Source organism: Clostridia bacterium (assembly GCA_034926675.1).
Lineage (GTDB): Bacteria > Bacillota > DTU025 > DTU025 > DTU025 > JAYFQW01.
In genome coordinates, this window is record JAYFQW010000006.1 from 158,415 (window position 1) to 180,986 (window position 22,572).

19 protein-coding genes are annotated in these 22,572 nt (G+C 58.4%); 5 read left to right on the forward strand and 14 right to left on the reverse strand.

Annotated features, from left to right (window positions below; genetic code table 11):
- The first annotated feature begins 147 nt into the window (after window positions 1–147).
- From VB144_03050 to VB144_03060, 3 genes are all read left to right on the forward strand, one after another.
- Window positions 148–1,815, forward strand: a complete 1,668-nt coding sequence (locus VB144_03050; GenBank protein MEA4882634.1) for a DUF255 domain-containing protein — start codon at window positions 148–150, stop codon at window positions 1,813–1,815.
- Between the two features lie 113 nt (window positions 1,816–1,928).
- Window positions 1,929–3,680 (forward strand): ABC transporter ATP-binding protein, encoded by a 1,752-nt coding sequence (locus tag VB144_03055; protein MEA4882635.1) that lies wholly within the window; start codon window positions 1,929–1,931, stop codon window positions 3,678–3,680.
- A 23-nt stretch (window positions 3,681–3,703) separates the two neighbouring features.
- The gene (locus tag VB144_03060; protein MEA4882636.1) at window positions 3,704–5,797 is read left to right on the forward strand and encodes an ABC transporter ATP-binding protein; all 2,094 of its coding nucleotides are present in this window, start codon (window positions 3,704–3,706) and stop codon (window positions 5,795–5,797) included.
- A gap of 184 nt (window positions 5,798–5,981) precedes the next feature.
- Here the strand turns inward: VB144_03060 and VB144_03065 are convergent, their stop codons facing one another.
- From VB144_03065 to VB144_03085, 5 genes are all read right to left on the reverse strand, one after another.
- Complete coding sequence (locus tag VB144_03065; protein MEA4882637.1) at window positions 5,982–6,251, reverse strand: spore coat protein; 270 nt, start codon at window positions 6,249–6,251, stop codon at window positions 5,982–5,984.
- 33 nt (window positions 6,252–6,284) lie between these two features.
- Window positions 6,285–6,500, reverse strand: coding sequence for a hypothetical protein (locus tag VB144_03070; protein MEA4882638.1), 216 nt, complete (start codon window positions 6,498–6,500; stop codon window positions 6,285–6,287).
- Between the two features lie 223 nt (window positions 6,501–6,723).
- Window positions 6,724–7,800 (reverse strand): DUF933 domain-containing protein, encoded by a 1,077-nt coding sequence (locus VB144_03075; protein MEA4882639.1) that lies wholly within the window; start codon window positions 7,798–7,800, stop codon window positions 6,724–6,726.
- Window positions 7,797–8,315, reverse strand: coding sequence for a phosphoribosyltransferase family protein (locus VB144_03080; GenBank protein ID MEA4882640.1), 519 nt, complete (start codon window positions 8,313–8,315; stop codon window positions 7,797–7,799). The genes VB144_03075 and VB144_03080 overlap by 4 nt, the downstream gene beginning before the upstream one ends.
- A gap of 24 nt (window positions 8,316–8,339) precedes the next feature.
- Window positions 8,340–10,025, reverse strand: coding sequence for a nucleoside kinase (locus VB144_03085; GenBank protein ID MEA4882641.1), 1,686 nt, complete (start codon window positions 10,023–10,025; stop codon window positions 8,340–8,342).
- Between the two features lie 174 nt (window positions 10,026–10,199).
- Here VB144_03085 and VB144_03090 point away from each other — a divergent pair, with 174 nt between their 5' ends.
- Window positions 10,200–11,276 (forward strand): VCBS repeat-containing protein, encoded by a 1,077-nt coding sequence (locus VB144_03090; GenBank protein MEA4882642.1) that lies wholly within the window; start codon window positions 10,200–10,202, stop codon window positions 11,274–11,276.
- Window positions 11,277–11,356: 80 nt separating this feature from the next.
- Here VB144_03090 and VB144_03095 read toward each other — a convergent pair whose 3' ends face one another.
- The 3 genes from VB144_03095 to VB144_03105 are packed head-to-tail and all read right to left on the reverse strand — an operon-like array spanning window position 11,357 to window position 13,807.
- Window positions 11,357–12,196 carry a hypothetical protein gene (locus VB144_03095; protein ID MEA4882643.1) on the reverse strand — a complete coding sequence of 280 codons (840 nt, stop codon included), beginning with the start codon at window positions 12,194–12,196 and terminating at the stop codon, window positions 11,357–11,359.
- 19 nt (window positions 12,197–12,215) lie between these two features.
- Window positions 12,216–13,205, reverse strand: a complete 990-nt coding sequence (locus VB144_03100; protein ID MEA4882644.1) for an ABC transporter ATP-binding protein — start codon at window positions 13,203–13,205, stop codon at window positions 12,216–12,218.
- A complete protein-coding gene (locus VB144_03105) occupies window positions 13,202–13,807 on the reverse strand; it encodes a winged helix-turn-helix domain-containing protein (GenBank protein MEA4882645.1) in 606 nt (201 codons plus the stop codon). Before VB144_03105 ends, VB144_03100 begins: the two co-directional genes overlap by 4 nt.
- Before the next feature lie 1,359 nt (window positions 13,808–15,166).
- Between VB144_03105 and VB144_03110 the strand changes: the two genes are divergently transcribed.
- The gene (locus tag VB144_03110; protein MEA4882646.1) at window positions 15,167–15,463 is read left to right on the forward strand and encodes a zinc-ribbon domain containing protein; all 297 of its coding nucleotides are present in this window, start codon (window positions 15,167–15,169) and stop codon (window positions 15,461–15,463) included.
- A 173-nt stretch (window positions 15,464–15,636) separates the two neighbouring features.
- Here the strand turns inward: VB144_03110 and VB144_03115 are convergent, their stop codons facing one another.
- From VB144_03115 to pepF, 6 genes are all read right to left on the reverse strand, one after another.
- Complete coding sequence (locus VB144_03115) at window positions 15,637–16,545, reverse strand: radical SAM protein (protein ID MEA4882647.1); 909 nt, start codon at window positions 16,543–16,545, stop codon at window positions 15,637–15,639.
- Window positions 16,546–16,547: 2 nt separating this feature from the next.
- Window positions 16,548–17,801: a peptidase T gene (pepT, locus tag VB144_03120; GenBank protein ID MEA4882648.1), complete on the reverse strand. Its 1,254-nt coding sequence runs from the start codon at window positions 17,799–17,801 to the stop codon at window positions 16,548–16,550.
- 17 nt (window positions 17,802–17,818) lie between these two features.
- Window positions 17,819–18,322 (reverse strand): hypothetical protein, encoded by a 504-nt coding sequence (locus VB144_03125; GenBank protein ID MEA4882649.1) that lies wholly within the window; start codon window positions 18,320–18,322, stop codon window positions 17,819–17,821.
- A 186-nt stretch (window positions 18,323–18,508) separates the two neighbouring features.
- A complete protein-coding gene (locus tag VB144_03130; GenBank protein ID MEA4882650.1) occupies window positions 18,509–18,655 on the reverse strand; it encodes a hypothetical protein in 147 nt (48 codons plus the stop codon).
- 21 nt (window positions 18,656–18,676) lie between these two features.
- Complete coding sequence (gene pulA / locus VB144_03135; GenBank protein MEA4882651.1) at window positions 18,677–20,626, reverse strand: type I pullulanase; 1,950 nt, start codon at window positions 20,624–20,626, stop codon at window positions 18,677–18,679.
- Window positions 20,627–20,717: 91 nt separating this feature from the next.
- Entirely contained in the window at window positions 20,718–22,535 is a 1,818-nt protein-coding gene (gene pepF / locus VB144_03140; GenBank protein ID MEA4882652.1) for an oligoendopeptidase F, read from the reverse strand.
- Window positions 22,536–22,572: the final 37 nt, after the last annotated feature.

The following is a 22,572-nucleotide window of genomic DNA, read 5'->3' on the forward strand; positions in this document are numbered from 1 at the left end:
AGCGCTCCCGCTTCCTTTTCGCCTCCAGTATGCCGCTGCCCCAGCGCTGCCTGGCGATGATCCGGCCCACTCTGGGCATAATAGCCCCTACATCCCGGTGCGAACTTGTATCGAAGCCGGGCCAGGGCAAGAGGAGCTGATGCACTCGTGGAAAAGCGAACGGCAAAGCCGGCAGATGAGCCGGCTTCGGCGCCGGGCACAAGTGGTGGATCTGAGGTGGCATGGCGTCCCTGGAGTCGAGAGGCCTTCAACGATGCGCAGCGAGACCGCAAACCGGTGCTGCTATCCATCTCCGCATCCTGGTGCCACTGGTGTCATGTCATGGACGATGCCACATTCGCCTCCCCAGCAGTCTCATCGCTGATCAACCAGGAGTTCATCCCTGTACGAGTAGATACCGATGTCCGCCCCGATATCAACTCGAAGTACAACATGGGGGGATGGCCCACCGTTGCCATCCTCGATAACCTCGGGCGCGCCATGGATGGCGCGACATATGTCGCCGAGCGACAGATGGAGATCTGGCTTCAATCCGGCCTGCCAGCGTGGCGCGGGGAAATGAGCTCCCGTATCACCGCGGACGAGCTTCAGGCCGAACGTCCGTATGAGTTCACCCCCTCATGGGATGCATACCACGACATAGTCGGAACAGTTATTGCTTCGTACGATCCTGAATATGGCGGATTCGGCACTGCACCCAAGTTCCCCATGTTCGATGCAATCCATCTCGTGTTGGCAGAGCACGTGCGGAACGGCAGGCCCGTGCTGCAGGAAATCGCAACGCGCACCCTCTCAGCGATGACATTAGGGGGCACTTATGATCATGTGGAGGGTGGGCTGTTCCGCTACTCCACAGTGAGGGACTGGAGTGTGCCCCACTACGAGAAGATGCTTCTTGACAACTCCTTGCTCCTCTCCACCCTGGCGCAGGCTACAGCGTCCGCGGGCTTTGAAAAGAAGGCTTTCGAAGCATCGGCTTGGAGCACGGCCCGTTTCCTCAACACGGTCCTATTCGTCCCTGCAGCCAACTGTTGGGCAGGGTCTCAGGACGCTGATGAGGATTACTACTCTCTGCCCGCTGAGAACCGGAGCAAGCGAACCCCGCCCCGGGTTGACAGGCGGATCTACGCAGACTGGAACGGAAGGGCAGTGTCGGGGATGATCCGCGCGGGGCAGGCATTCTCGATGGATGAGTGGATCGCGCAGGCCGTAACCGCCCTGAAAGCAATACTCGGCAGGCATCGTGGCGCCGATCAAGGCCGGCGCCTAGCCATCGCGCACGTGTGCGACGAACAGGGACCCCGTGTGTACGGGCTGGCGAATGATGCGATCTCGGTGGGCGCCGCGTGTCTGGATGCTTTTGACGCCACACATGCCCAGGAGTGGCTTAACATCTCAGCAGGCCTTGCCACTGAACTCAACTCGACCCATGGCGCCGGCAGACTAACCCCTGGCGCAGCAGGGATTCTCTCCCGAATTCCCGGACCCGATGACCCGGCGTCGTTTGGGAAGCCCAACAGGGACTTTCACGAAAATGCCTACGCCGCCATTTGGTTTTCCCGGCTCTCCCAGCTATCATCGGATCCACGGACCGCCGAGTCATTTCGGGCCGCCGCCCACTCCTGCCTGGCGTTCTGCAACGTCCACTACAGGGCATACGGAGTCTTGGGCGCCGCTTATGCATTGGCCCTCGGCCAGTGCCTAGAGCATCTGGCAGTTCCCGCCCGAGAGGACGCGAACGCCATTAGGTCTCCGCTGCGCACCGTTCCTGCCGAAGTGGAATGTGAAGGAGGTGTCTGCCGGGTCAAGGCCTAGTGCTTCAGGTGTTGTCTTCAGGCGTTCAGGCGTTATCTCCTTCCAAGTGCTTCGCGTCTGTCGTATAATATTAAGGTGTCGTCTCGCGATGTTCTGGGAATCGAGGGATCGTCTTGAAACGCCTCGTCCACCTGAAAGAGTTCCTCATCAGGTACAAGTGGCGGTATATCGTGGGCATACTGTTCCTCTTGTTCGTTGATTCGGTACAACTGGTCGTTCCTCGCCTTCTGGGGCGGCTCACCGACATTCTCCAATCAGGCGCCCTCACCGAGCGCGCGTTGCTTGGTTTCGTGCTCGCGGTCATTGGGCTTGCGCTCGCGACTGCAGTTGGCCGATTCCTGTGGCGCATATACATCATGGGGACTGCAAGGCTCCTCGATTTCCACCTGCGAAACCTGCTCTTCGCGCATTTGCAGAGGCTTTCGGCGCGGTACTTCAACGATCACAAGACTGGCGATCTGATGGCGCATGCCACAAACGACATACCAGCGGTCCGGCAGGCGCTGGGTCAGGGCCTCATATTGCTGACTGATGCAGTCTTCATGACCGTGGCAACCCTGGCCATTCTGCTGAAAACTGCACCGATTCGTCTTGCGATCACGAGTCTGCTGCCGTTTCCGTTTCTGGCGGTCGGCACGTGGGCATTCAGCAAGCTGATCAACACTCGCTTCCGAGCAGTCCAGGAGGCCTTCTCAGACCTTACAGACAAGGCGCAAGAGAACATCGCGGGGATCCGTGTCGTGAAGGCTTTCGTGCAGGAGTCCCCAGAGGTGAACAAGTTCATGCGCTCCGCTCAGCGAAACGTGGATCAGAACATGAGACTAGTGCGGGTATGGGGTTTCATGAGCCCCATGAGCGGGCTCGCCGCCACCCTCGCGTTCGCGGCTGTGCTCAAGTACGGAACCACCATGATCGTGCTGAACGAAATCACCCTCGGGGACTTCGTCTCTTTCACGAGCTACCTTGCAATGCTAGTATGGCCGATGATCGCAATGGGATGGGTGATCAATGTCCTCCAGAGGGGCTACGCCTCCCTTGATCGGATCAATGCCATAATCGACGAGACTCCCGATGTGGCTGATGAGCTCGGATCAGTCAACCTCACTGATGTCGCGGGAGATATTGAGTTCCGAAACCTGACTTTCTCATACAGTGAAGGCGCGCCTCCAGTCCTCTCCAACGTGTCGTTCTCTGTACCGGCAGGCAAGACCCTCGCAGTGGTCGGGCGCACGGGAAGCGGAAAGAGCACAATAGTCAGCCTCCTTGAAAGGCTCTACAACCCTCCGAAGGGCACAGTGTTCGTGGATGGCCAGGACATCCGGGAGGTGACTCTCGCCTCTCTCCGCCGTCATATCGGGTGCGTACCCCAGGATACATTCCTGTTCTCGGCTACTGTCGCCCAGAACATCTCCTTCTCTGCTGATGATTGCCCTAGAGAACGGATCGAGCACTTCGCCAAGTTGGCACAGGTGCACAAGGATATCATTGACTTCCCCAACGGCTTCGAAACTACAGTCGGTGAGCGCGGGGTCACACTTTCGGGCGGTCAGAAGCAGAGGATATGCATCGCGCGGGCTCTCATCAAGGAGCCCAGGATTTTGATTCTCGATGACTGCCTGTCCGCCGTCGATACTCAAACAGAGGAGAGCATACTCCGGGGACTTAAGGAATACAGGGCCGGTCGAACAAGTATAATCGTGTCTCACCGCATCTCGACCATTAAGGACGCTGACGAGATCATCGTCTTGGACGACGGAGTCATCGTGGAACGTGGGACCCACGAGTCCCTTGTGACACAGGGCGGTCTCTACCAGGAACTACACCAGAAGCAGCTCCTCGAAGAAGAGATCGAGACCAGGAACTAGCGTGAAGGAGGCGAGAGGCGGAAATGCAGCAACCCCAGGAAGACGAGGTCATAGGAAAAGCATATGATTCGAGGCTTATGCGCCGCCTGATGTCCTACGCCAAGCCGTATCGCGCGTGGTTCATCGTAGTTCTGGTTGTTCTCATGTTGATAGCCGCATCCGACCTCGTAAGGCCATATGTCATCAAGATGGCCATCGATGAACACGTGACAGGATTCGAGTCACCGATGGCCAGATACCTCCCTGCCGAGGCGCCGGCAGAGGTGCGTGGAAGGAACAGAATGGCCTACGGCGGCCATGTGTACGTGCGATCAGAGCACCTTCCTGAACGCCTCCGTGAACAGGAAGGCTACGCCCACTACCAGCTTCTTAACGTTTCGGGGAAGTACGTTCTCATCTCCGAGGTCCTGCCGAAGGACCATGGCCTGCTCCAACTCGGGAAGGACGAAACGGGCGGCGCCATCCTCCGAGCCGATGGACTCAGCTATCCCGCGGCGGTAATCGATCCAGGCGGAATCATGGCCTTTCGCGGGCAGGATATCTCCGCCATCAGCAGGCTCGCCATGATCCTGCTAGCCGTGGGGGTTGGAGCATTCTTCCTCAACTACGCACAGGCGCTAGCTCTCCAGTTCGTGGGGCAGAGGATAGTGTACAGCATACGCGAGGAGTTGTTCACTCACCTCCAGCGAATGGACCTGGCCTTCTTCGACAAGAACCCGGTAGGGCGTCTGGTTACCAGAGTCACGAACGACACTGAGACCCTGAACGAGATGTACACGTCCGTGGTCGTCAACCTCTTCAAGGATGTGTTCATGCTGATCGGCATAATCGTGGTCATGTTCAGACTCCACGCTGGTCTTGCTCTCGTCTCCCTTGTCACGCTTCCGCTGATCGCGGTGGCGACGGTGGTGTTCAGAGTGAAGGCGCGCGAGGCGTACCGCATGGTTAGAACCACTCTCGCGCGGATCAACGCCGCCATGGCGGAGAACATCTCTGGCATGCGGGTGGTGCAGATCTTCAACCGCGAGCGCAGAAAGTATGAGGAGTTTGAGAAGATAAACGACGACTATTATCGCGCGGGCGTAGGCGAGATGATGGTCTATGCGGTCTTCAGGCCAATCATGGAGCTTATAGGCGCCCTCTCTCTCTCCCTGGTGATATGGTTCGGCGGGCGGCGGGTTCTTGGAGGGACCGTGCAGTTCGGAGTGCTTTATGCGATCATCAACTACGTCGGCCAGTTCTTCGGACCAATCAACGACCTAACTGAGAAATACAACATCCTGCAGTCAGCGATGGCCTCGTCAGAAAGAATCTTCGGGCTTCTCGATACTCCGATCACCGTCTCTGAACCGGAGAATCCAGTGGAAATCGACAGGTTAAGCGGCGATATTGAGTTCAAGAACGTGTGGTTCGCCTACAACAATGAAGACTGGGTTCTGCGGGACGTGAGTTTCAGCATCAAGCCAGGCGAGGTAGTTGCCTTCGTGGGCGCCACAGGAGCTGGCAAGACATCCATCATCAGCCTGATCAACAGGTTCTACGACATCCAGAAAGGCCAGATCCTTGTAGATGGGCGCGATGTCCGACAGTATCGCACAGCCGACCTGCGGCGGAATGTAGCCACGGTTCTCCAAGATGTGTTCCTGTTCACGGGCGACATAGAGACCAACATCAGGCTGAACAACAAGAGCATCAGCGACGAGACAGTTCGCAAAGCGGCCGAGCACGTGAACGCTGACCGCTTCATCTCGAGGCTCCCCAAGGGTTACGATGAGCCAGTCACCGAGCGAGGGTCCACCCTCTCCGCGGGTCAGCGCCAGTTGCTCGCATTCGCGCGCGCGCTCGCGTTCGATCCCGCGATACTAGTGCTCGATGAGGCCACAGCGAACATCGATACCGAAACTGAGCTCCTGATCCAGGACGCCCTGCCCAGGCTGATCGCTGGGCGCACCACGATCGTAGTGGCGCATCGTCTATCGACGATCCAACATGCCGACAGGATCATTGTCATACACAAGGGCAAGGTGCGCGAAACAGGCACTCACCAGGAGCTTCTCGCCAAGAAGGGCATATACTACGACCTGTGCCGCCTGCAGTATGTGGGTTTTCCACACTGAACCTCCCCGCCTGACGAGGTCGGGGCGAACGCCATTGCGCCATTGCCATGAGTAATTCGCCAGTTTGAGCCCGATTCCTATGGGCGCGCGGCGCCGGAAAATGGATCGGCGGCTGGGGATTCGCTCCCCCCGCCGCCCAATTGCCAATACTGCCGTTCAGTTCTGCCACGCCTGCCAGGGCCTATTACATCATCCCCGGCGGTTTGGCTCTGCTGGTGCTCGCCTGCCCCTGAGTCTGCGTGGCATTCTGCACTGGATACCACCCTTTGGAGTACATGGTCTCCCACAGCTCACGCTGCTCCTTCATACAGTCATCGTGTCCATTCATGAAGGTGCTGCGTACACTGGCGTTCGCTGCCTCGATGGTGGCCATGTGGTATCCAAGCGCCATTTCCTTGAGATCGCTCAGCAGGTCGGCTGCAATGTCCTTATCTGTCAGCCTGCCTTCGTCCAAATGTTTCCCCCCTCCGAACTTGTGCTTGGGATGCTACATCAGATTCTGGCCCGCCGTCCCAACCATGCCCTGGAGCGCATTCAGGTGTTTCTGGCATGAGTTCATCATCCTCTGAATACTCCCCTTTAGCTGCGGATCCTGAATCTGGTTCGCATATATCCCGCACTTCTTGAGGCATAGCTGCTCCTTGTGGAGCTGCTCGTTGGCAAACCAGCTCTCGGTTTGCGTGATCCCCTGGTTCTGAGCCAATCGTGCACCCCCTCCCGCTCGCGCGACGTACCGCGCATCGTGCGAGCCTTACGCTAGGAGTAATATCCCTCCACATATACGAGGGTATTCAGCCTGCACTTGCTAAAGACAGCGCCGATGATCGTGACCCATGCAGCGTCAAGCCGGCCTCCACGCCTCAACGGAAGGAGGCGCAGAGGCCGGCGAATCGGCTCCATGAAGGCGCTGGCGCCTGCTGCTCTCGCTATTTCGGTGGACTGAAGCGGAAGTTCACTATGTCGCCGTCGGCCATGACGTACTCCTTCCCCTCAAGACGGAACAGGCCCGCAGCCTTGGCTGCAGCGAACGAACCGCATCGGACAAGATCGTCATAGGCAACGGTCTCCGCGCGGATGAATCCGTGCTCCATGTCGGAGTGGACTTTCCCGGCAGCACGTCGGGCAACAGTGCCAGCGTGAATTGGCCATGCTCTGACCTCATCCTCTCCGACCGTAAAGAAGGATATCAATCCCAGGCTGTTGTACACTGCCCGTGACACCTGCTCCACTCCACTAACGGAGATGCCATACTCAGACATGAACGCCTCTCGCTCATCCGGAGCGAGTTCCGCTATCTCCACCTCGATCCTCGCGGCCAGCTCCACGAGGGGAACTCCCCGCTCAGCGCAGTAGGCCCGGAGGTCGTCACGGCGCGGATACCCGCTCGCCGAGAACTGCTCCTCGCTCATGTTCGCCACGAGCAGAACAGGCTTCACCGACAGAAGCCCATATCCTCGAAGCGCCGCCATATCCTCGGGTGGGATCTGAATCTCGCGCATTCCGCGTCCTTCGCCAAGCTCCGATGCAAGGCGTGTCATGATCCGGAGTTCCTCGTCCTCCTCCGAACTTCTCTTCTTCGATTCAGACAGCCGCTCCACCCTTGCCTCAGCCACAGCTAAGTCCGCGAGTATCAGCTCGTCGTTCAGGGCGGCGGCCTCCCCTAGTGGATCGGCAGGTCCATCCTCCGGAGATTCGAAAACCCGCACAACGTCCACCAAGGCGTCCACCACTCTCATGTGGTTCGTTAGCCGTGCAAGGCCTCTGGAATCGGAGCGGTCCGCCCCACCTGAGCCAGATGCTCCGGAGGCCAGGTCCACCACTTCGGTTTGAGCATAGACCGTTTTCTTCGGCTTGAACATCGCGCTAAGGAAGTTGATGCGCGCATCAGGCACTCGAGCCATTCCGATGCTCACATCCTGCCGTCCCATCGGATCGGCCCCAGTTAGAAGGCGGAACAGCGTCGTCTTGCCCGCACGAGGAAGTCCGACGATTCCAACTCTCATTCCAACCCGTCCCTTCCTTCATCAGCCATGGCCTTCACCCGTGCCTCCGCAAGTTGCGCGAGGCGAGCGGGGTCCCAGGGGTAAACGATCCAGCCGTCCACTGTGGCGCCGTAGTAATCGGGCTTCAGGTCGGGAAAGGCGGATTGGGTGGGTTTGTAGTGCAGCACCGCCACACTGGGAACACCGCCCACCTGTTCGATTCGCTGTTTCACAGCTACCACAGTCCTGCCCGAATCCCACACATCATCCACCACAAGCACTCGCTTTCCGGCGAGGTACGGATCAGCTGGGAACTGGAGGAATACAGGTTTGTCCAACGTCTTGCCTATCCCGGTGTAGAACATCACCGCCGCGGCGAGGATGTTTCTCTGGTCGATTCTCTCGGAAATCAGGCATGCCGGCACCATGCCTCCGCGGGTTATGCACAATAGGGCATCGAATTCCCCATCCAGTTTCCCTACTAGTGCGTCAACTAGCTCCTCGATGTCTTGCCACGACAGATGCGTCTTCTTCAAGCCATAGCCTCCTCGCGTCAGGCGTTATGGATGCCTCCTGTAGAAGCATGAACCGCCTATGAACTCCCGCATTATGGAGTTGGGCGGAATGTCCGCATCCTCCACAGGGGAAATATAGGTGAGAAACCGCCTGAGCCGCTTGGCCTCAGTATACTCAGGCTCGTCCTCCCTAATCACGTTCAGAAGCCGCTCGGCGTGGGGTTTCAGCACCGCGAGCTCATATGCCAGAGCGGTGTTGAACATGACGTCGGCGGTCTCCTGGAATGGGAAGATGTTTCGCTCCTCCCCTGCCCTCACCTTCTGCCACATACCTATAGTATCCTGCGCGCTGTGTCCACGGAAGAGGTTATCCCTCACAATTCTGCGGAGGATGCGCACGTCAGTCGTTGGTATTCTGTTGTGATCGTCAATGTTCAGGTGCGTCAGGGCCGAGGCGTATATCTTGAACTTGCGTCCCATGGGTATCGACTGAGTGAGCTTGTCGTTCAACCCGTGGATGCCCTCGATTATCAACATCTGGTTCCGCTCGATCTTGATCGGCCTTCCGTATGGAGAACGCCGGCCCTCTATGAAATCGAACACCGGGATCTCCACCTCCTCGCCTTGTATGAGACGGGTAATGTGATCGTTCAGAAGCGCAAGGTCAATTGCATCGATAGACTCGAAGTCGGCGTCGCCGAGCTCATCAGTTGGTGTCGAATCGCGGTCGACGAAGTAGTCATCGAGTGAAACGGGCACAGGGTTCAAACCGTTCACCTTGAGCTGCACCCACAGCCGCTGGGCAAAGGTGGTCTTGCCTGATGAAGAAGGCCCGGCGATCAACACGACCGCAGTGCGGTCTCGCGTAGCGTTGATCATGTCGGCGATCTGAGCAACCTTCTTCTCGTGCAGCGCCTCCACAATCTGAATGAACGGGTTGATCTTTCCAGACGCTATCACATCGTTCAGCGAGGCAACATCGGTAACCCCGATGACTTTGCCCCACTTCTCCGCCTCGAAATACACGTTCGCGAGTTTTCCCTGCTCGACGTATTCGGGGACCTCCAGCGGGTTGCCCCTCCTTGGAAACTCCAGAATGAAGCCTGGCAAATAGTGGCGAAGCCTGAACGCCGTGAGGTATCCAGTACGCGGCGCCATGTAGCCGTACAGGTAGTCATTCAGCCACCCACATTGGTAGATGTTCACAGTGTCGATGTTCCTGTATTTCAGCAGCCTAACCTTGTCCATCTGTCCGTCTGCGCGGAACAGCTCCACGGCATCATCCACCGTCATCGTTTTCCTGACTATCGGCTTGTCCGCCTCGGCGATCTCGCGCATCCGATTCTCCACCGAACGAACGTCCGCCTCCGAAAGAGGCCTTCTCCACTTGATCTCCCCGTACAACCCATTGGACAGGGAGTGCCGAATCATAACCCGACACCCCTCGAGAACCTCACGGGCCGCTTTGACTAGCACAAGGATTCCGGTGCGTCGATAGATTCTCATTCCATCCTCTGAACTCACGTCGATAAACTCCACTCTAGCATCGCGCGTAAGCGCGTACGTGAGCTCTCGGAGGTCGTTGTCGACCTTTGCAGCCATAACGAGCCAGGCACACCCGTGCGGCACGACGGACGCAGCCTCCTCAAGAGTTGCTCCCGCCGCAACCGAATGCTGGCTGCCATCGGGCAGAGTTATCAGGATCGTGCCTTGCGAAGTCGCAGTGTTCATTGGTCTCCTCCGATGCCAGGTTCCTGGTATGTAGTAGGGGTTTCGACAGACGAGCCGCTGCTTCCTCCATAAGTTGCTGTGGAGCAAGGCTCCGAATGGCCGAAGGGATAACGAAATCGGCTCATATGCCGATACATGCTTTAGAGTACTCAAAGCCCGGGGGGGAATGCACGGATGCAAGTGAAAGACTCCACAATAGCCATGTCGTCTAGCTATGTGCGTGCGCGCAAGCACACCAAATCAGAGTCGCTCACAGCCTGGATCGGATCCAGGCCAGACCAAGCTCCACAGGGACGTGGGATTACTAGCGCCCCCTTCTCCGACCGTGTCGCCATATCGGATGAAGCGCGAACAGCATTGGCTGAGAGGGCCCGGGGCAGTGCGGCAACACAGAGCGTGACCGATCCGCTGAACGACGAGGATGCAGGGCTCGATTCGAAGACCCGCATGGCAAAGAGAATCATCGAACTCCTGACCGGCATCAAGATCGAGACGATCAACATCACCAAGATCAAGGACGCCCAGGCGGCGGAAGCTGCCTCGCAGGCCTCCGCGGCTACAGGCAATGCTGCAAATGACGCTGATTGGGGTGCAGAGTACCAATCGACCGAGACGACCACGGATACTCAGGAGATGTCGTTCGAGGCAGAGGGACTGATCACTACCGCCGATGGACAAGCTGTCAGATTCACCTTGGGCCTTTCGATGCGGAGTGAGGAGACGTTCACGAGGAGTATCTCTGCGCGATTTGGAAACGCAAAGAAAGTGGATCCCATAGTGCTGAATCTCACAGGAGAGGCCGCTCAGCTCACCGATGACCTGTTCGAGTTCGATCTCAATGCCGATGGTGCAACCGAGATGATCTCCCACCTCCGTCCGGGCAGTGGTTTTCTTGTATTCGATAGGAACGGCGACGGCGCGGTGAACGACGGAAGCGAGCTCTTCGGGCCCACCTCAGGCAATGGCATGTCGGAGCTTTCGGAGCTAGATACAGACGGCAGTGGATGGATCGATGAAGGAGACGATGCCTGGAGCCAGCTATACGTGTGGACGCGCGACTCGGCAGGCAAGGACGCGCTGACGACTCCATCGTCTGCCGGGGTAGGGGCCATCTTCCTTGGAAGCGTCGACGCTCAGTTCGAAATCAAGGACAGCACGAACAGAACGGCTGGGGAGCTGGCCCGGATGGGGCTGTATCTTCGCACCGACAAGACAGTCCGCACAGTCCAGCAGGTGGATCTGGTTGTGTAGAATGCGGATCACGCGCCACGCCTGCATATAGAAGCCCGCAATCCCGCCGCGGTCACGAGCCTCTCCGACCGCGGCGCTCGCTATGCTTTTGTAAGCAGGCCCCGCTGTGCTGCCCAGCGGAAGGCGAGGTTGAACAGCACAATCCCAATGACTAGATGTGAAGCGCAGGCCGCCATCGAAGTCCACAGAATACCCGTGGATGCGAAATGCTGGAGCGACATCCCTCTGAAGGCGATGTCTCGAGCCATTCTGTAGCATGGCCCAAATGGAACTACCATCTCCAACGTACGGCGCCAGCCCGACGAAGCTGGATCTCCTGCGAACACCATGGCAAATAGCCCCATTGATACGAGGTTCACGAGCGCTCCCACCCTCTTGCTCATTAGCGCAACCCCGCCTAGGGCAAACCCCATCCCCAGGACTCCCATGCGCATGATGCCCATGGGAAGGCAGGCGCCTGGCGGCGGAGAAGCGAAACGCACCCCGGTGGTAACCGACACTGCAGCCACTATCACGGCGATATCCGGGAGAATACTGATCATCGATGCGATATCGCGGAGAATGACTATGCGCCACAGGGGTGCGGAGGAGACACACAGCTGCTCCAGAATACCGGATCCTGGTTCCTCCGTGGAAAGCCGGGCTGCACTCTGGAGTGCGCTGAGGCATAAGAACACGGCGCAGAAGCCGAACAGCATCTCCTGCCCGGGAGACCCATGGGCGCCCAGCCTGATGCATGCCGCCGATACCGCGGCTCCACCCCGTTCTGCCGTGGCCGCTCGCCCCGCCGTCACCCCAAGGACAGCTCCTGCCATGAACACGTACACTGCGAAGACCTCTGCGATCTGCTCCACAGGGCTTCTCAGCTTGCGTGTGAACCCCCGCTTCATCTCAACCCACAGTATCGCAAGGTCCACCACTGCTGCGCGCCTCCTTCTCCTACCTGGCATACCTGGGCTTTCCCGTGAGTTCAAGGAACACCTTCTCAAGGCATGGCTCAACCCGCCCCACCGACTCGACTCCGATCTGCGCTGCGCGCAGCAGATCCATGGCCTCGAAGAGGCGCGCCTGGCTCGCAACGTCTATCCATACCACAGTCCTGCCATCTTCGCGAGAGATCCTCACCCGACCGATTCTGCCGAGCCCATCGCGTGCGGCAGACTCGAGTTCTCCGGTCAGATCTATGCGGTACGCGCGCGCAGCAAACAGAGAGAGAAGCGCGCTTACCCTGTCCAGCGCGAGCACCCTGCCCTCGCTGAGAATGCACACCCTGTCGCACACATCCTGAGCCATATCCATCTGATGCGTGCTTATGATGACCGAACGGCCCTCGTCTTGTGCGAGGCGTCGGATAAGCGCGCGCAGCTCGACTGAGGATTGGACATCCAGGCCCAGCGTAGGCTCGTCCATGAGCAGCACCTGCGGGCGGGCGCACAAAGACGCAGCGATCGACACCTTCTGTCGCATGCCCATGGACAGGTCGTTGACTGGCATAGCGACCCACCTTTCCATGCCGAAGAAGCGTATCCATTCACGTGAGGCCGCCGAGAGCGCCCTCCGGCCCCCTGCACCCCTGAGTGCAGCGAAGTACTCGATATTCTCGTATGCCGTCATCCTAGGGTAGAGGGTCCGGCCCCTGTCGAAGACCATTCCTATCCGTGCCACCGCGTCCCTCCGCCGCCGTACGATGTCTGCTCCCCCGATTAGGATGCGCCCTGCAGTTGGAGTGATGAGCCCCGCCATCATGCCAAGCGCGGTGGACTTGCCTGCTCCGTTCGGCCCGAGAAGCCCGACGACCTCTCCGGCCTCAACCGAGAGAGTGAGGTCCGCAACTGCGGGTGCGCGCACCGCCGTATCCCGCCGCAGTCTGCGTTGGGCCGGGTACTCCTTCCACACACTGTGCAGTTCCACACTGGAATGCATGGTCATCCGCGATTCTCCTCAGGGCGGGCAGTAGGGTCTCCGCCGGTGACGGATGTGGGGTACACGGCAAGCGCCATGGAGTAGACAGTGGCCACGTTCTCATCTCCACTCGCCCTGAACTCCTCTGCCAGCTCAGCAAGCCTTTCGGCGAAGCACGTGGCCACCTCTCTGCTCATCGGGACATTGATCAGCTGCGCATTCACGACGTGATCCCTTTCATTCGCATCCTCGATACACTCGATAGCGCCACGGATGTCCCGGGTTATCGCCTCCAGTGCGATGCCCGGCGCTTCCCGCGCGCCTCCCAGAGACTGATGCACCACGAAATCCCTAGCCACAGCCTGATAGCGCTTTTCGACTATCCCGGATTTCTCCTTGGTATGCACAAGCTTGACGAGCCCTGCCCGTTCCAGAACCTTCACATGGTAGTGAAGGCTGGCCGGCATTAGCTGCAGCCTATCTGCCAGCTGTTTCACCGAAAGCGGCTCCTCCGCCAGGAGTTTCAGGGCTGCGATCCGTCTCCGGTCGAGCAGTGCACGGAGTTCCTCTATTGTGCTCGCGACATGCACAGCAGCAGGAGCCCACTGCACGCCATCCCCCTTCCTCATTTGGCACACTCCTATTATGTTGTTCCCATTTCATGATAGCCTTTCCCATATTTGACGTCAATACCCATTTGCGCGTTCCTGGCGCTACGATATGGTATCCCTGTTTCCTTCCACTGACCTTTGACCGTTGTTCGATGAATTCAGGTTCGTCGGACGGTTGCCGGCTATTGTGATGCTCTCAGCCGCACGCTATGTACCCGGAAACGCGAGGCACACAGCCATGCTTGATGATGCGACCGAACAGATGGTCCGGATTCGTCCAGCGGGTGGTCAATATCTGTCCAGCGAATAGCAGGGGCTGGACCGCAAGTATCCACCCGGCGTCGCTCACCCGTCGGTGACCTCCGCATCGCGCGGAAACTACGACCAGAATGGCGGAAACCGGGGCTCAGGATAGCTCCACACGCCCTCAAAACACAGTCTCATGCCGTAGGTGGCCAATTGCAGTCCAGCAAAGCGCGAAGGCTGCAAACAAACTGACCAGGGGGTGGATCAAGACGGTTCATCCTTGAATCGACATGGAGCCTCGATAGCCAAAAAGGAAGCCGGCGACGAATCTCCATTTCTATTGCGGCGGCATGCTCAGATTTGCCGGTGACCGTAGTCGAACACTAACAACGTGGTACGGTCAGATTACCTATAAGAGAGCTTACTATCACTGCAAGCGGTGCGGGGCCTCCAGGGTTCCCCTTGATGAGCAGCTAGGGGTTTAGCGACGGCGCGGTATGGATCTGGAACCTGGTCGACACCTACTTCCCAGAGGTGGTGCGGATCATGGACTGGTATCACGTGTCTGAGCACATGTGGGGATTCGCGCGGGTTCTGTATGACGGCAGCGAGTGACGATGCAAGGCCTGGGTAGATGAACAGTTTGAGCTACTGGGCAATGGTCAGGTTGAAGAACTTGTGAGTCGGCTGAGCGCCTTGACGGACTTGGCCGACGAATCGGCAGCAGCGTGGTGGAGAGCGCATGCAAGAACGTGGTGCAGATACGGCACAAGAGGCCAGGGATGCGCTGGAGCGCGGAGGGAGCACAGGAAGTCCTGAACTTGAGAACAAGCATCTTGAACAGCAAGTGGGACGAATTCTGGCAGAGGCGAAGGCAGAGAACCAATTCGAGCATACAGAATCCAGTAAACATCCTACGGGCAGCCTGATGCGCCACCCACGAGGAAGAGATGCCAATCCTTGAGTGCTACAATCCTTACACGCACCCTCCGTGAACCGTGAACCCACATATTGCGTTTTGCGCCGCATCGTGGTAGTCTATTTGTGGCTGTTGTTCAAGGGCGAATATGCGCATCTTCCGCCGACTTGATCAAGAGTCTACTACCTACCTAGCAAAGGAGCGCGATCAAGTTGGCGTTTGAAGACAAGACCCTTGTTTGCAAAGACTGTGGCCAGGAGTTCGTATTCACCTCCGGCGAGCAGCAGTTCTACGTCGATCACGGTTTTCAGAACGAGCCTTCCAGGTGCAACGATTGCAGGCGCGCCCGCAGGAGCAACGCCGGATCAATGGGTGGCCCCCGCGAGATGCATGAGATAATCTGCTCGTCATGCGGCAAGCCAGCGCAGGTGCCCTTCCTTCCCAGCGGCGACAGGCCTGTCTACTGCAGCGAGTGCTTCGCAGCATCCAGGTCGGAAGGCCGCCGGTAGGCGCCTGAACCAAGGTCATCGACCTTATCGATTAAGGTCTGCGAGTTCAAATGCGCGGAACACCAAGCCCCGGGTTAACCCCGGGGCTTTCGCTTCTCTCATCAGGCAGCCAAATCGAATAGCCCTGCCAATCATCATTCACGCGTACGAAGGACCGGCTTCCTCCACTCAGATCACTTTGCCCCTAGCCCTGCAAGATCGAATGCAGGCACATAATCCCGCTCTCTCACGGCTCTCTCGCCTGACTGGCAGTATCCGTTGTGTAGCCCCAGCTCATCCAGGCGATCCGCCACCCAGCTATACTCGCGCGGATCGACTGGCTCGGATATCTCCGGGAACTGCCACGCCCGGTGAGTCGGGAAGTACTGTGACATAAGGCTGACCCAGGTGTCACGGCCCAAGTGAGTCCTCATCCATATCAGCACCTCGTAGGAATCCTGCGACAGCCCGGGAAGAACCAGATGCCGTATGAGAAGTCCTCTCCTGGCCAGGCCATCAGCGCCGATCACAATATCTCCCACCTGGCGCTTCATCTCGGTGATCGCTCGGGTCGCCACATCAAAGTAGCCTGGAGCATTGGAGTAACGCACCGCTGCAGAGTCAGAGCAGTATTTGAGATCCGGCAGGTATATATCCACCAGTCCATCCAGTAGCCGAATGGTCTCCACGTTCTCGTATCCGTTCGTGTTATACACCACTGGCACTCCTAGCCCCCTAGATCTAGCGATCTCAAGAGCGAGCCCGATCTGCACGGAATAGTGAGTCGGCGACACCAGGTTGATGTTGGCAGCGCGGGCGCCGAGGTCGAGGAAGATGTCGGCAAGCTCCTCGATAGAGACTTCCCTGCCAAACCCTCCCCAGCTGATGTCGTGGTTCTGGCAGAACACACACGCAAGGTTGCAGTGGGAAAAGAACACCGTTCCGGAACCCGCAGCCCCACTGATGCAGGGCTCCTCCCAATGATGCAGAGCTGCGCGAGCCGCTTTGGGCAGGGCCGCCGCCCTGCACCAGCCCGTCTCGCCCGAAAGCCTATCTACACCGCATTGCCTGGGGCATGCAACGCAGTGCGCCAAGGCATCCATACTCAGGCGGAGCATGCCTGCGAGGCCCACAGCCCAGCGAGGTTCACCATAACCTGCGCCGCCCTTTCCATTCCCTGAACCGAAACCCACTCACCTCTCGAGTGTGCATCGCCGCCCCCAGTGAAGATGTTCGGGGTGAGTATCCCTCCGAAACTCAGGCGCGCTCCATCGGTGCCGCCCCTGATCGGAATGGTGCTGGGCCTCATGCCGGCCAACCGCATTGCCTCGCGGGCAAACTCCACGGTTCTAGGATCGCGATCAAGCGCCTCCTTCATATTCCGATACCCGCCAGTGCGGGTCCACTTGATCTCAGCGCCTGTATTGTGAGCCCGCAAAGCCTCGATACTCCGAAGAAGAGCCTCCTCGCGCGCCTGGGCCAGTGTGGCATCGAAATCCCTTATTATCAGCTTGATCGCGACGTGCTCGACATTCCCCTCGATATCGTTGGGATGGATGAAGCCCTCTCTGCCGAAGGTAGTCTCAGGTCGCTGCCCTGCTGGTATCGACGAAATCAGCTGCGCCGCCAGGTGAATGGCATTCACCATCTTCCCACGAGCGGCGCCGGTGTGGCTGGATACGCCATTGATCGTGACTACGCCGTTCATCGCCTCGAAGGTCTCCTCACTCAGCTCGCCCGAAGCGCCGCCATCGAGAGTGTAGGCCACTCTTGCTCCGAATTTGTCATAGGGGAACCGTCCCACACCCTTCCCGGTCTCTTCGTCAGGCGTGAATGCAACCCACACTTCGGGCCTGGGCACATCGGGATGACTCGTCATCTCTGCCAGCGCCTGCACTATAGCGGCGATTCCGGCCTTGTCGTCGGCGCCAAGCAAGGTGGATCCATCGGATGTGATGATGTCCTCCCCCACCGCGCCCGCAAGGCTCGGAGAGTCAGCAGGCGAGAGAATGACACCGTGTCCGACGTGGATCTCGCCTCCCTGGTACTCCCTGTGCATCACGGGAACAACGCCGGCGCCCGGAACACCCGGGACTGTATCAAGATGCGCCATGAAGCCAACGGCTGGAGCAGGCTGATCCAGGTTCGAAGGAAGACGACCGATCACAAAACAGTGTTCATCCACACAGACGTCGGAGAGGCCCAGCCCTAGCAACTCCGTTTCGAGCACGCGGGCCAGGTCCCACTGCCCCGGAGTACTCGGCGTATCATCGGTCAGGTCGGAACTCTGCGTGTTGACCTTCACGTACTGCATGAATTTCTCGGACACGCCCTCTGCCAGTAGTGCATGATCTGTCATAGACTCCGCCTCCATACTCACCAAACCGACGGTCGGAGCAGTTGCTCCACGATGTCATCAGCTTTCCTCATGCATTGATCTGGGTTCATGACCATGGGCCTCTTCACAGCATCCTCATAGATGATCATCCCGCCCGCCTTCTCAACCTTGGCCTTGATCTGGCGCAGCTGACCCTCTGCGTTGGGCCCGCCCATAGTCGCAAACACGCCAACACGGCGTCCCACCGCATCCGGCATGCTGTTGAGAAAGGTATTGAGTTCGGCCGGGGCCCTTCCAGCGAACACCGGACCGGCGATCAGCACTAGCTCGTGCGCGCGGAGGGATCGCGGAGCTCCCTCCTTGAGCCGCGCTTCGCGTTTCCGAAATGCGGCCCACCCTGCTGCCGCGTAGCTCATGGCCTTAACAGGTTCAAGGGAGCAATATTCCACCTTGTGGCCGCGGGATTCGAGAGAAGCCCCTATCGCCTTCATCAGCCGTTCTGTTGCGCCGCTTCTGGAGTAATAAACAAGCAAAGCTCTCACTTGTGATCGCCCTCCTCATCGCCTGGATGCACACCTATATACAATTCGACGACAAGCCGGTCATACCTGTGTCAGCGGATATCGGAGGTGAATCAGCTAGCTGCATTAGGATGTCCTTGAATGGCATCATGCCTGGGACTGGCCTGATGGTCGCGAACGGATACGGCGCGACGACAACCTTCGCTTTCATGAGCTTGCCAACGAGTCGGCGCCCTTGTGCTTCGGGATAGCGCGAAGCATCTCTTCAAGGGCTGCAATCTTGTCTTCAGTCGCAGTGGCCCGCTTGAACGCCTCCCCAGCCTCCATGTACTGCGGCGTGAAGTTAGCAGGCATGCGCAACTCACCTCCAAGCTGTCACTTGAAGAGCACAGCAGCGCTGATCGGGGCGACCACCACCGACGTGTGTTGATCATCACAGGCGCCAACCGGCAGGAATCTGAATGCACCCCGCCTGAGCGATTGGACGCCGGCACGCATCCCGGCGACTGCCGCCTTCCAGGGCCCTCCTGACGGAAGGGCCAGTTCAACAGGGTTCCTGTTCGCGTTGTAGATCACAACGATGGTCTCCCAGTCATCCCCAGCTGCCTTTCCGTCGATGGAGAACGCGATTACGCCCGCGGGCACGCGAAGGAATCTCAGATTCCTGGCGATATCAGCGGTTGACGCCATGCGAAAAGCGGGGTGAGAGCGCCTCATCTGGATCAGGCCCCGATAGTAATCGAACACCGCCCGATACTCGCCCTTTCGACCCCAATCGAACCCGTTGACACTATCCCCTGCACAGTAGCTGTTTCGGTTGCCGCCCTTAGTGCGAAGGATCTCGGCTCCGCCCTCAATGAACGGGATCCCCTGAGAAGTGAGTATGATGGCCTGCGCCAGGAGATCCAGCCTAATCTGATCGGACTTCGAATCGAATGGACTAGATCGGACGATCTTGTCCCATAGAGTCAGGTTATCGTGACACGACACGTAGTTCACAGACTCCCCAGGGGCCTGTGCAAAATCATGTATCTCCTGGGAATAGCGGATCGCACCCACAACACCGCTCATCACCGCCAGTTCGCGCCCTGGCGCCCCAGTCGCATAGCCCTGTCCGGCGCCGTCGTTGTCTCCCTTGATCGCATTGCGGAAGCCATCGTTGAACAGTGCGACACCGAGGGAACGCTGTCGGCCTTTTGTGAACATTCTGGAGGTCGGCAGCCCCGAAGGACCGCCGGACCACGGTTCGCCGTAGATGAGCAGAGTGGGGTCAATGGTCCTCATGCTGGAGGCTATCTCCTTGACCGTCTCGTAGTCGATGAGAGCCATGAGGTCAAAACGGAACCCGTCCACACGGTACTCGCGCACCCAGTACTTGAGCGAGTCAAGCACAAGCTTTCTCACCATCGGTCTCTCAGTAGCGAGCTCATTTCCGCACCCGGATCCGTTGGTGAATCGGCAGGCTCCACCTGTACGATGATAGTAGTCGGGAACGATGAGGTGGTACGGCGAATCCTCCACTGTGTAGGTGTGGTTGAACACGACATCCAGTATCACCCTGATCCCTGCCTGGTGCATCGCCTGCACCAGGCGCTTCACCTCAGTGATTCTGGCCGTTCCACACTCCGGCGCGATGGAATACGAGCCCTCAGGGACGAAAAAGTGGTAAGGATCATATCCCCAGTTGTAGGCCTGTGAGTCTGACTCGTCCACAGATGCGTAGTCCATTATGGGCATGAGATGCACATGGGTGACTCCCAGCTCTACCAGATGGTCAATGCCTGTTCGGACCATACCTGGGCCTCGTGTGCCTCTCTCGGAAAGACCAAGGTACTTCCCGCGGTGGGCTGCGCCGGATGTGCGCGATACGGTGTAGTCCCGCACGTGCGTTTCATACACAACTGCATCAGTCGGTCGGCAGAACGGCGGGCGCTCGTCCCCCGCCCATCCCTGGGGATTAGTTGCAGCGAGATCGACCACAATGCCCCGCACACCATTGAGTGTGAGGGCGCGAGCGTATGGATCAACAGCCTCGTTCACGCCACCTCCGTGGCGAACTCTGTACGTATAGCAGATTCCAGCCAGATCGCCGGCAACCGACGCAACCCATGTTCCATCGCAATCCGGATGCATCTCCACGACCTCGCAGGCTAAAGAGTCCGGGGTAGCGTACAAAGCAACCCACGCTGCGAGCGCAGTGGGGGCGAACACCCGGAACTGCGTGGATGCAGACGAGTAGACTGCCCCAAGATCATCGCCCGGATAGTACAACTCGAAGAGCTCCTGACCGCCGACGGCAACAGCAGGAGATGCCCCAAGGCCCATATCGTCCACCTCCTCAAAACCCGCATCTAGCTGCCTGTTATATGATATACCACAGCCCGAACGGTGTCCACCCAACCGCGCGCACCTTTCCCTACCTGTTTGCGAAAAAGGATTCCATCTCAGTAAGGCATCTTTCGAACACATCGAGGGCCTTCACGACTGGCTCCGGGGAGGCCATGTCGACCCCTGCGCCTCGAAGCAGGTCAATCGGGTACTTAGAACTCCCTCCGGAGAGGAACTCGATGTACCTCTCGCGGGCAGGAACCCCCTCTGAAATGATCTTGTTGGCCAAAGCCACAGCGGCGGAGTAGCCTGTGGCGTACTGGTACACGTAGAACGCGTTATAGAAATGGGGTATCCTTGCCCACTCCGCAGCGATCGCCTCGTCGTGCACGATCTCCGGCCCGTAGTAGGCCCTGTTCAGTTCGATGTATTTCTCGCACATAGCCTCCGGGGTGAGCGCCTGTCCAGATTCGAACATCCGGTGGGCCTCGCGTTCGAACTCAGCGAACATCGTCTGCCTGAACACGGTGCCTCTGAACTCCTCAAGGCAGTGGTTTAGCAGATACATGCGGCGCACTGGGTCGGTTGTCTTCCTCAGAAGGTGCTCCATGAGAAGAACCTCATTGACGGTGGATGCCACCTCAGCGACGAAGATCGAGTAGTCGGAGTATACGAACGGTTGCCTGGACCAGGAGTAGTGGAAATGCATCGCGTGGCCCATCTCGTGAGCAAGCGTGAACGCATTGTTCAGAGTGTCCTGCCAGTTCAGCAACACATACGGATGCGCTCCGTAGGCGCCCCACGAGTAGGCGCCAGAGGTCTTGCCCCGGTTTTCCGCCACGTCGACCCATCCCATCTCAAGCCCCGCCGAGAGCTGGGCTCCGTAGGCCTCACCCAGGGGGTGCAGGCCCTCCTTCACCATCTCTCTCGCCTCATCATACGATACCTTCCAATCGATATCAGGAATGATCGGGACGTAGATATCATACATGTGCAGTTCATCGAGGCCTAGCGACCTCTTTCGCAGCGCCACATATCGATGCATCAGATCCAGCCTGCTCCTCACCGCATCGATGAGATTGCCATACACATCCACAGGGATGTTGTCACGGTCGAGGAACCCAGCCAGTGAGGAGTCATACTTCCGCACCCGAGTGTTGAAGGCATCTGCCTTCACCGACGCGGAATACGAGGCGGAAATCGTGTTGAGAAGAGATCTGTAGGATGAGTAGAGGGCATCGAACGCATCCTTCCTCACCCTCCTGTCACGGCTCTCCATGAACTTGATAAATCGGCCCTTGGTTACCTCCACGCTGTTCCCACCCTCATCAACGATGGATGGGAACCTGACGTCCGCATTGTTCAGCATTGAGAATATGGTCGACGCCCCGTGACCCATCTCGGCTGCCATAGCGATGATTCGCTCTTCAGCTACGGTAAGAGTATGGGCGCGTCGGCGCGCAACACTGTGAAGGTACTGCCTGTAAAGACCCAGACCTGGCGTATCACAGATGAACCGCTCCAAGCTCTCTTCGGGTATGGCCAAGATCTCCGGACTCACAAAAGAAGCAGCTGAGCCCACTTCCACCGCAAGGCTGGCTGCCCGATCATGCATCGCCTGGTATTTCGGATTTGCATTATCTTCGTCCTTACGCATATGGGTGTAGACGAATACCCTGGATGCGAGCTCCTCAATCTCGTCCTTAAGCTCCAGGCCTGCGAGAAGAGTCAATCCGTCCGTGCCCAGCCGTCCGGCGAAGGCGCCAAGTTCCGGCAGCTTGAACTTGATGATCGACATGTCAGCCTCGACCATCTCGTCCGATCCGTAGATGTCCTCAAGCTTCCACTTGAGCGAGACGGGAACATCCTTCCTCTCGGGGATATCCTCTACATTCTCATGTGACAACAAGCAATCATCTCCATTCATTGGTCAGTGGACCAGG

What these genes read in the sequence shown, in the direction of transcription:
- VB144_03090 (MEA4882642.1), top strand. Translation starts at nt 10,200, where the DNA reads ATGCAAGTGAAAGACTCCACAATAGCCATGTCGTCTAGCTATGTGCGT.
- VB144_03085 (MEA4882641.1), bottom strand. Translation starts at nt 10,025, where the DNA reads ATGAACACTGCGACTTCGCAAGGCACGATCCTGATAACTCTGCCCGAT.
- VB144_03060 (MEA4882636.1), top strand. Translation starts at nt 3,704, where the DNA reads ATGCAGCAACCCCAGGAAGACGAGGTCATAGGAAAAGCATATGATTCG.
- pepT (MEA4882648.1), bottom strand. Translation starts at nt 17,801, where the DNA reads ATGACAGATCATGCACTACTGGCAGAGGGCGTGTCCGAGAAATTCATG.
- VB144_03130 (MEA4882650.1), bottom strand. Translation starts at nt 18,655, where the DNA reads ATGCCTGCTAACTTCACGCCGCAGTACATGGAGGCTGGGGAGGCGTTC.
- VB144_03100 (MEA4882644.1), bottom strand. Translation starts at nt 13,205, where the DNA reads ATGACCATGCATTCCAGTGTGGAACTGCACAGTGTGTGGAAGGAGTAC.
- VB144_03105 (MEA4882645.1), bottom strand. Translation starts at nt 13,807, where the DNA reads ATGAGGAAGGGGGATGGCGTGCAGTGGGCTCCTGCTGCTGTGCATGTC.
- VB144_03115 (MEA4882647.1), bottom strand. Translation starts at nt 16,545, where the DNA reads ATGGATGCCTTGGCGCACTGCGTTGCATGCCCCAGGCAATGCGGTGTA.
- pulA (MEA4882651.1), bottom strand. Translation starts at nt 20,626, where the DNA reads ATGGGCCTTGGGGCATCTCCTGCTGTTGCCGTCGGCGGTCAGGAGCTC.
- VB144_03075 (MEA4882639.1), bottom strand. Translation starts at nt 7,800, where the DNA reads ATGAGAGTTGGAATCGTCGGACTTCCTCGTGCGGGCAAGACGACGCTG.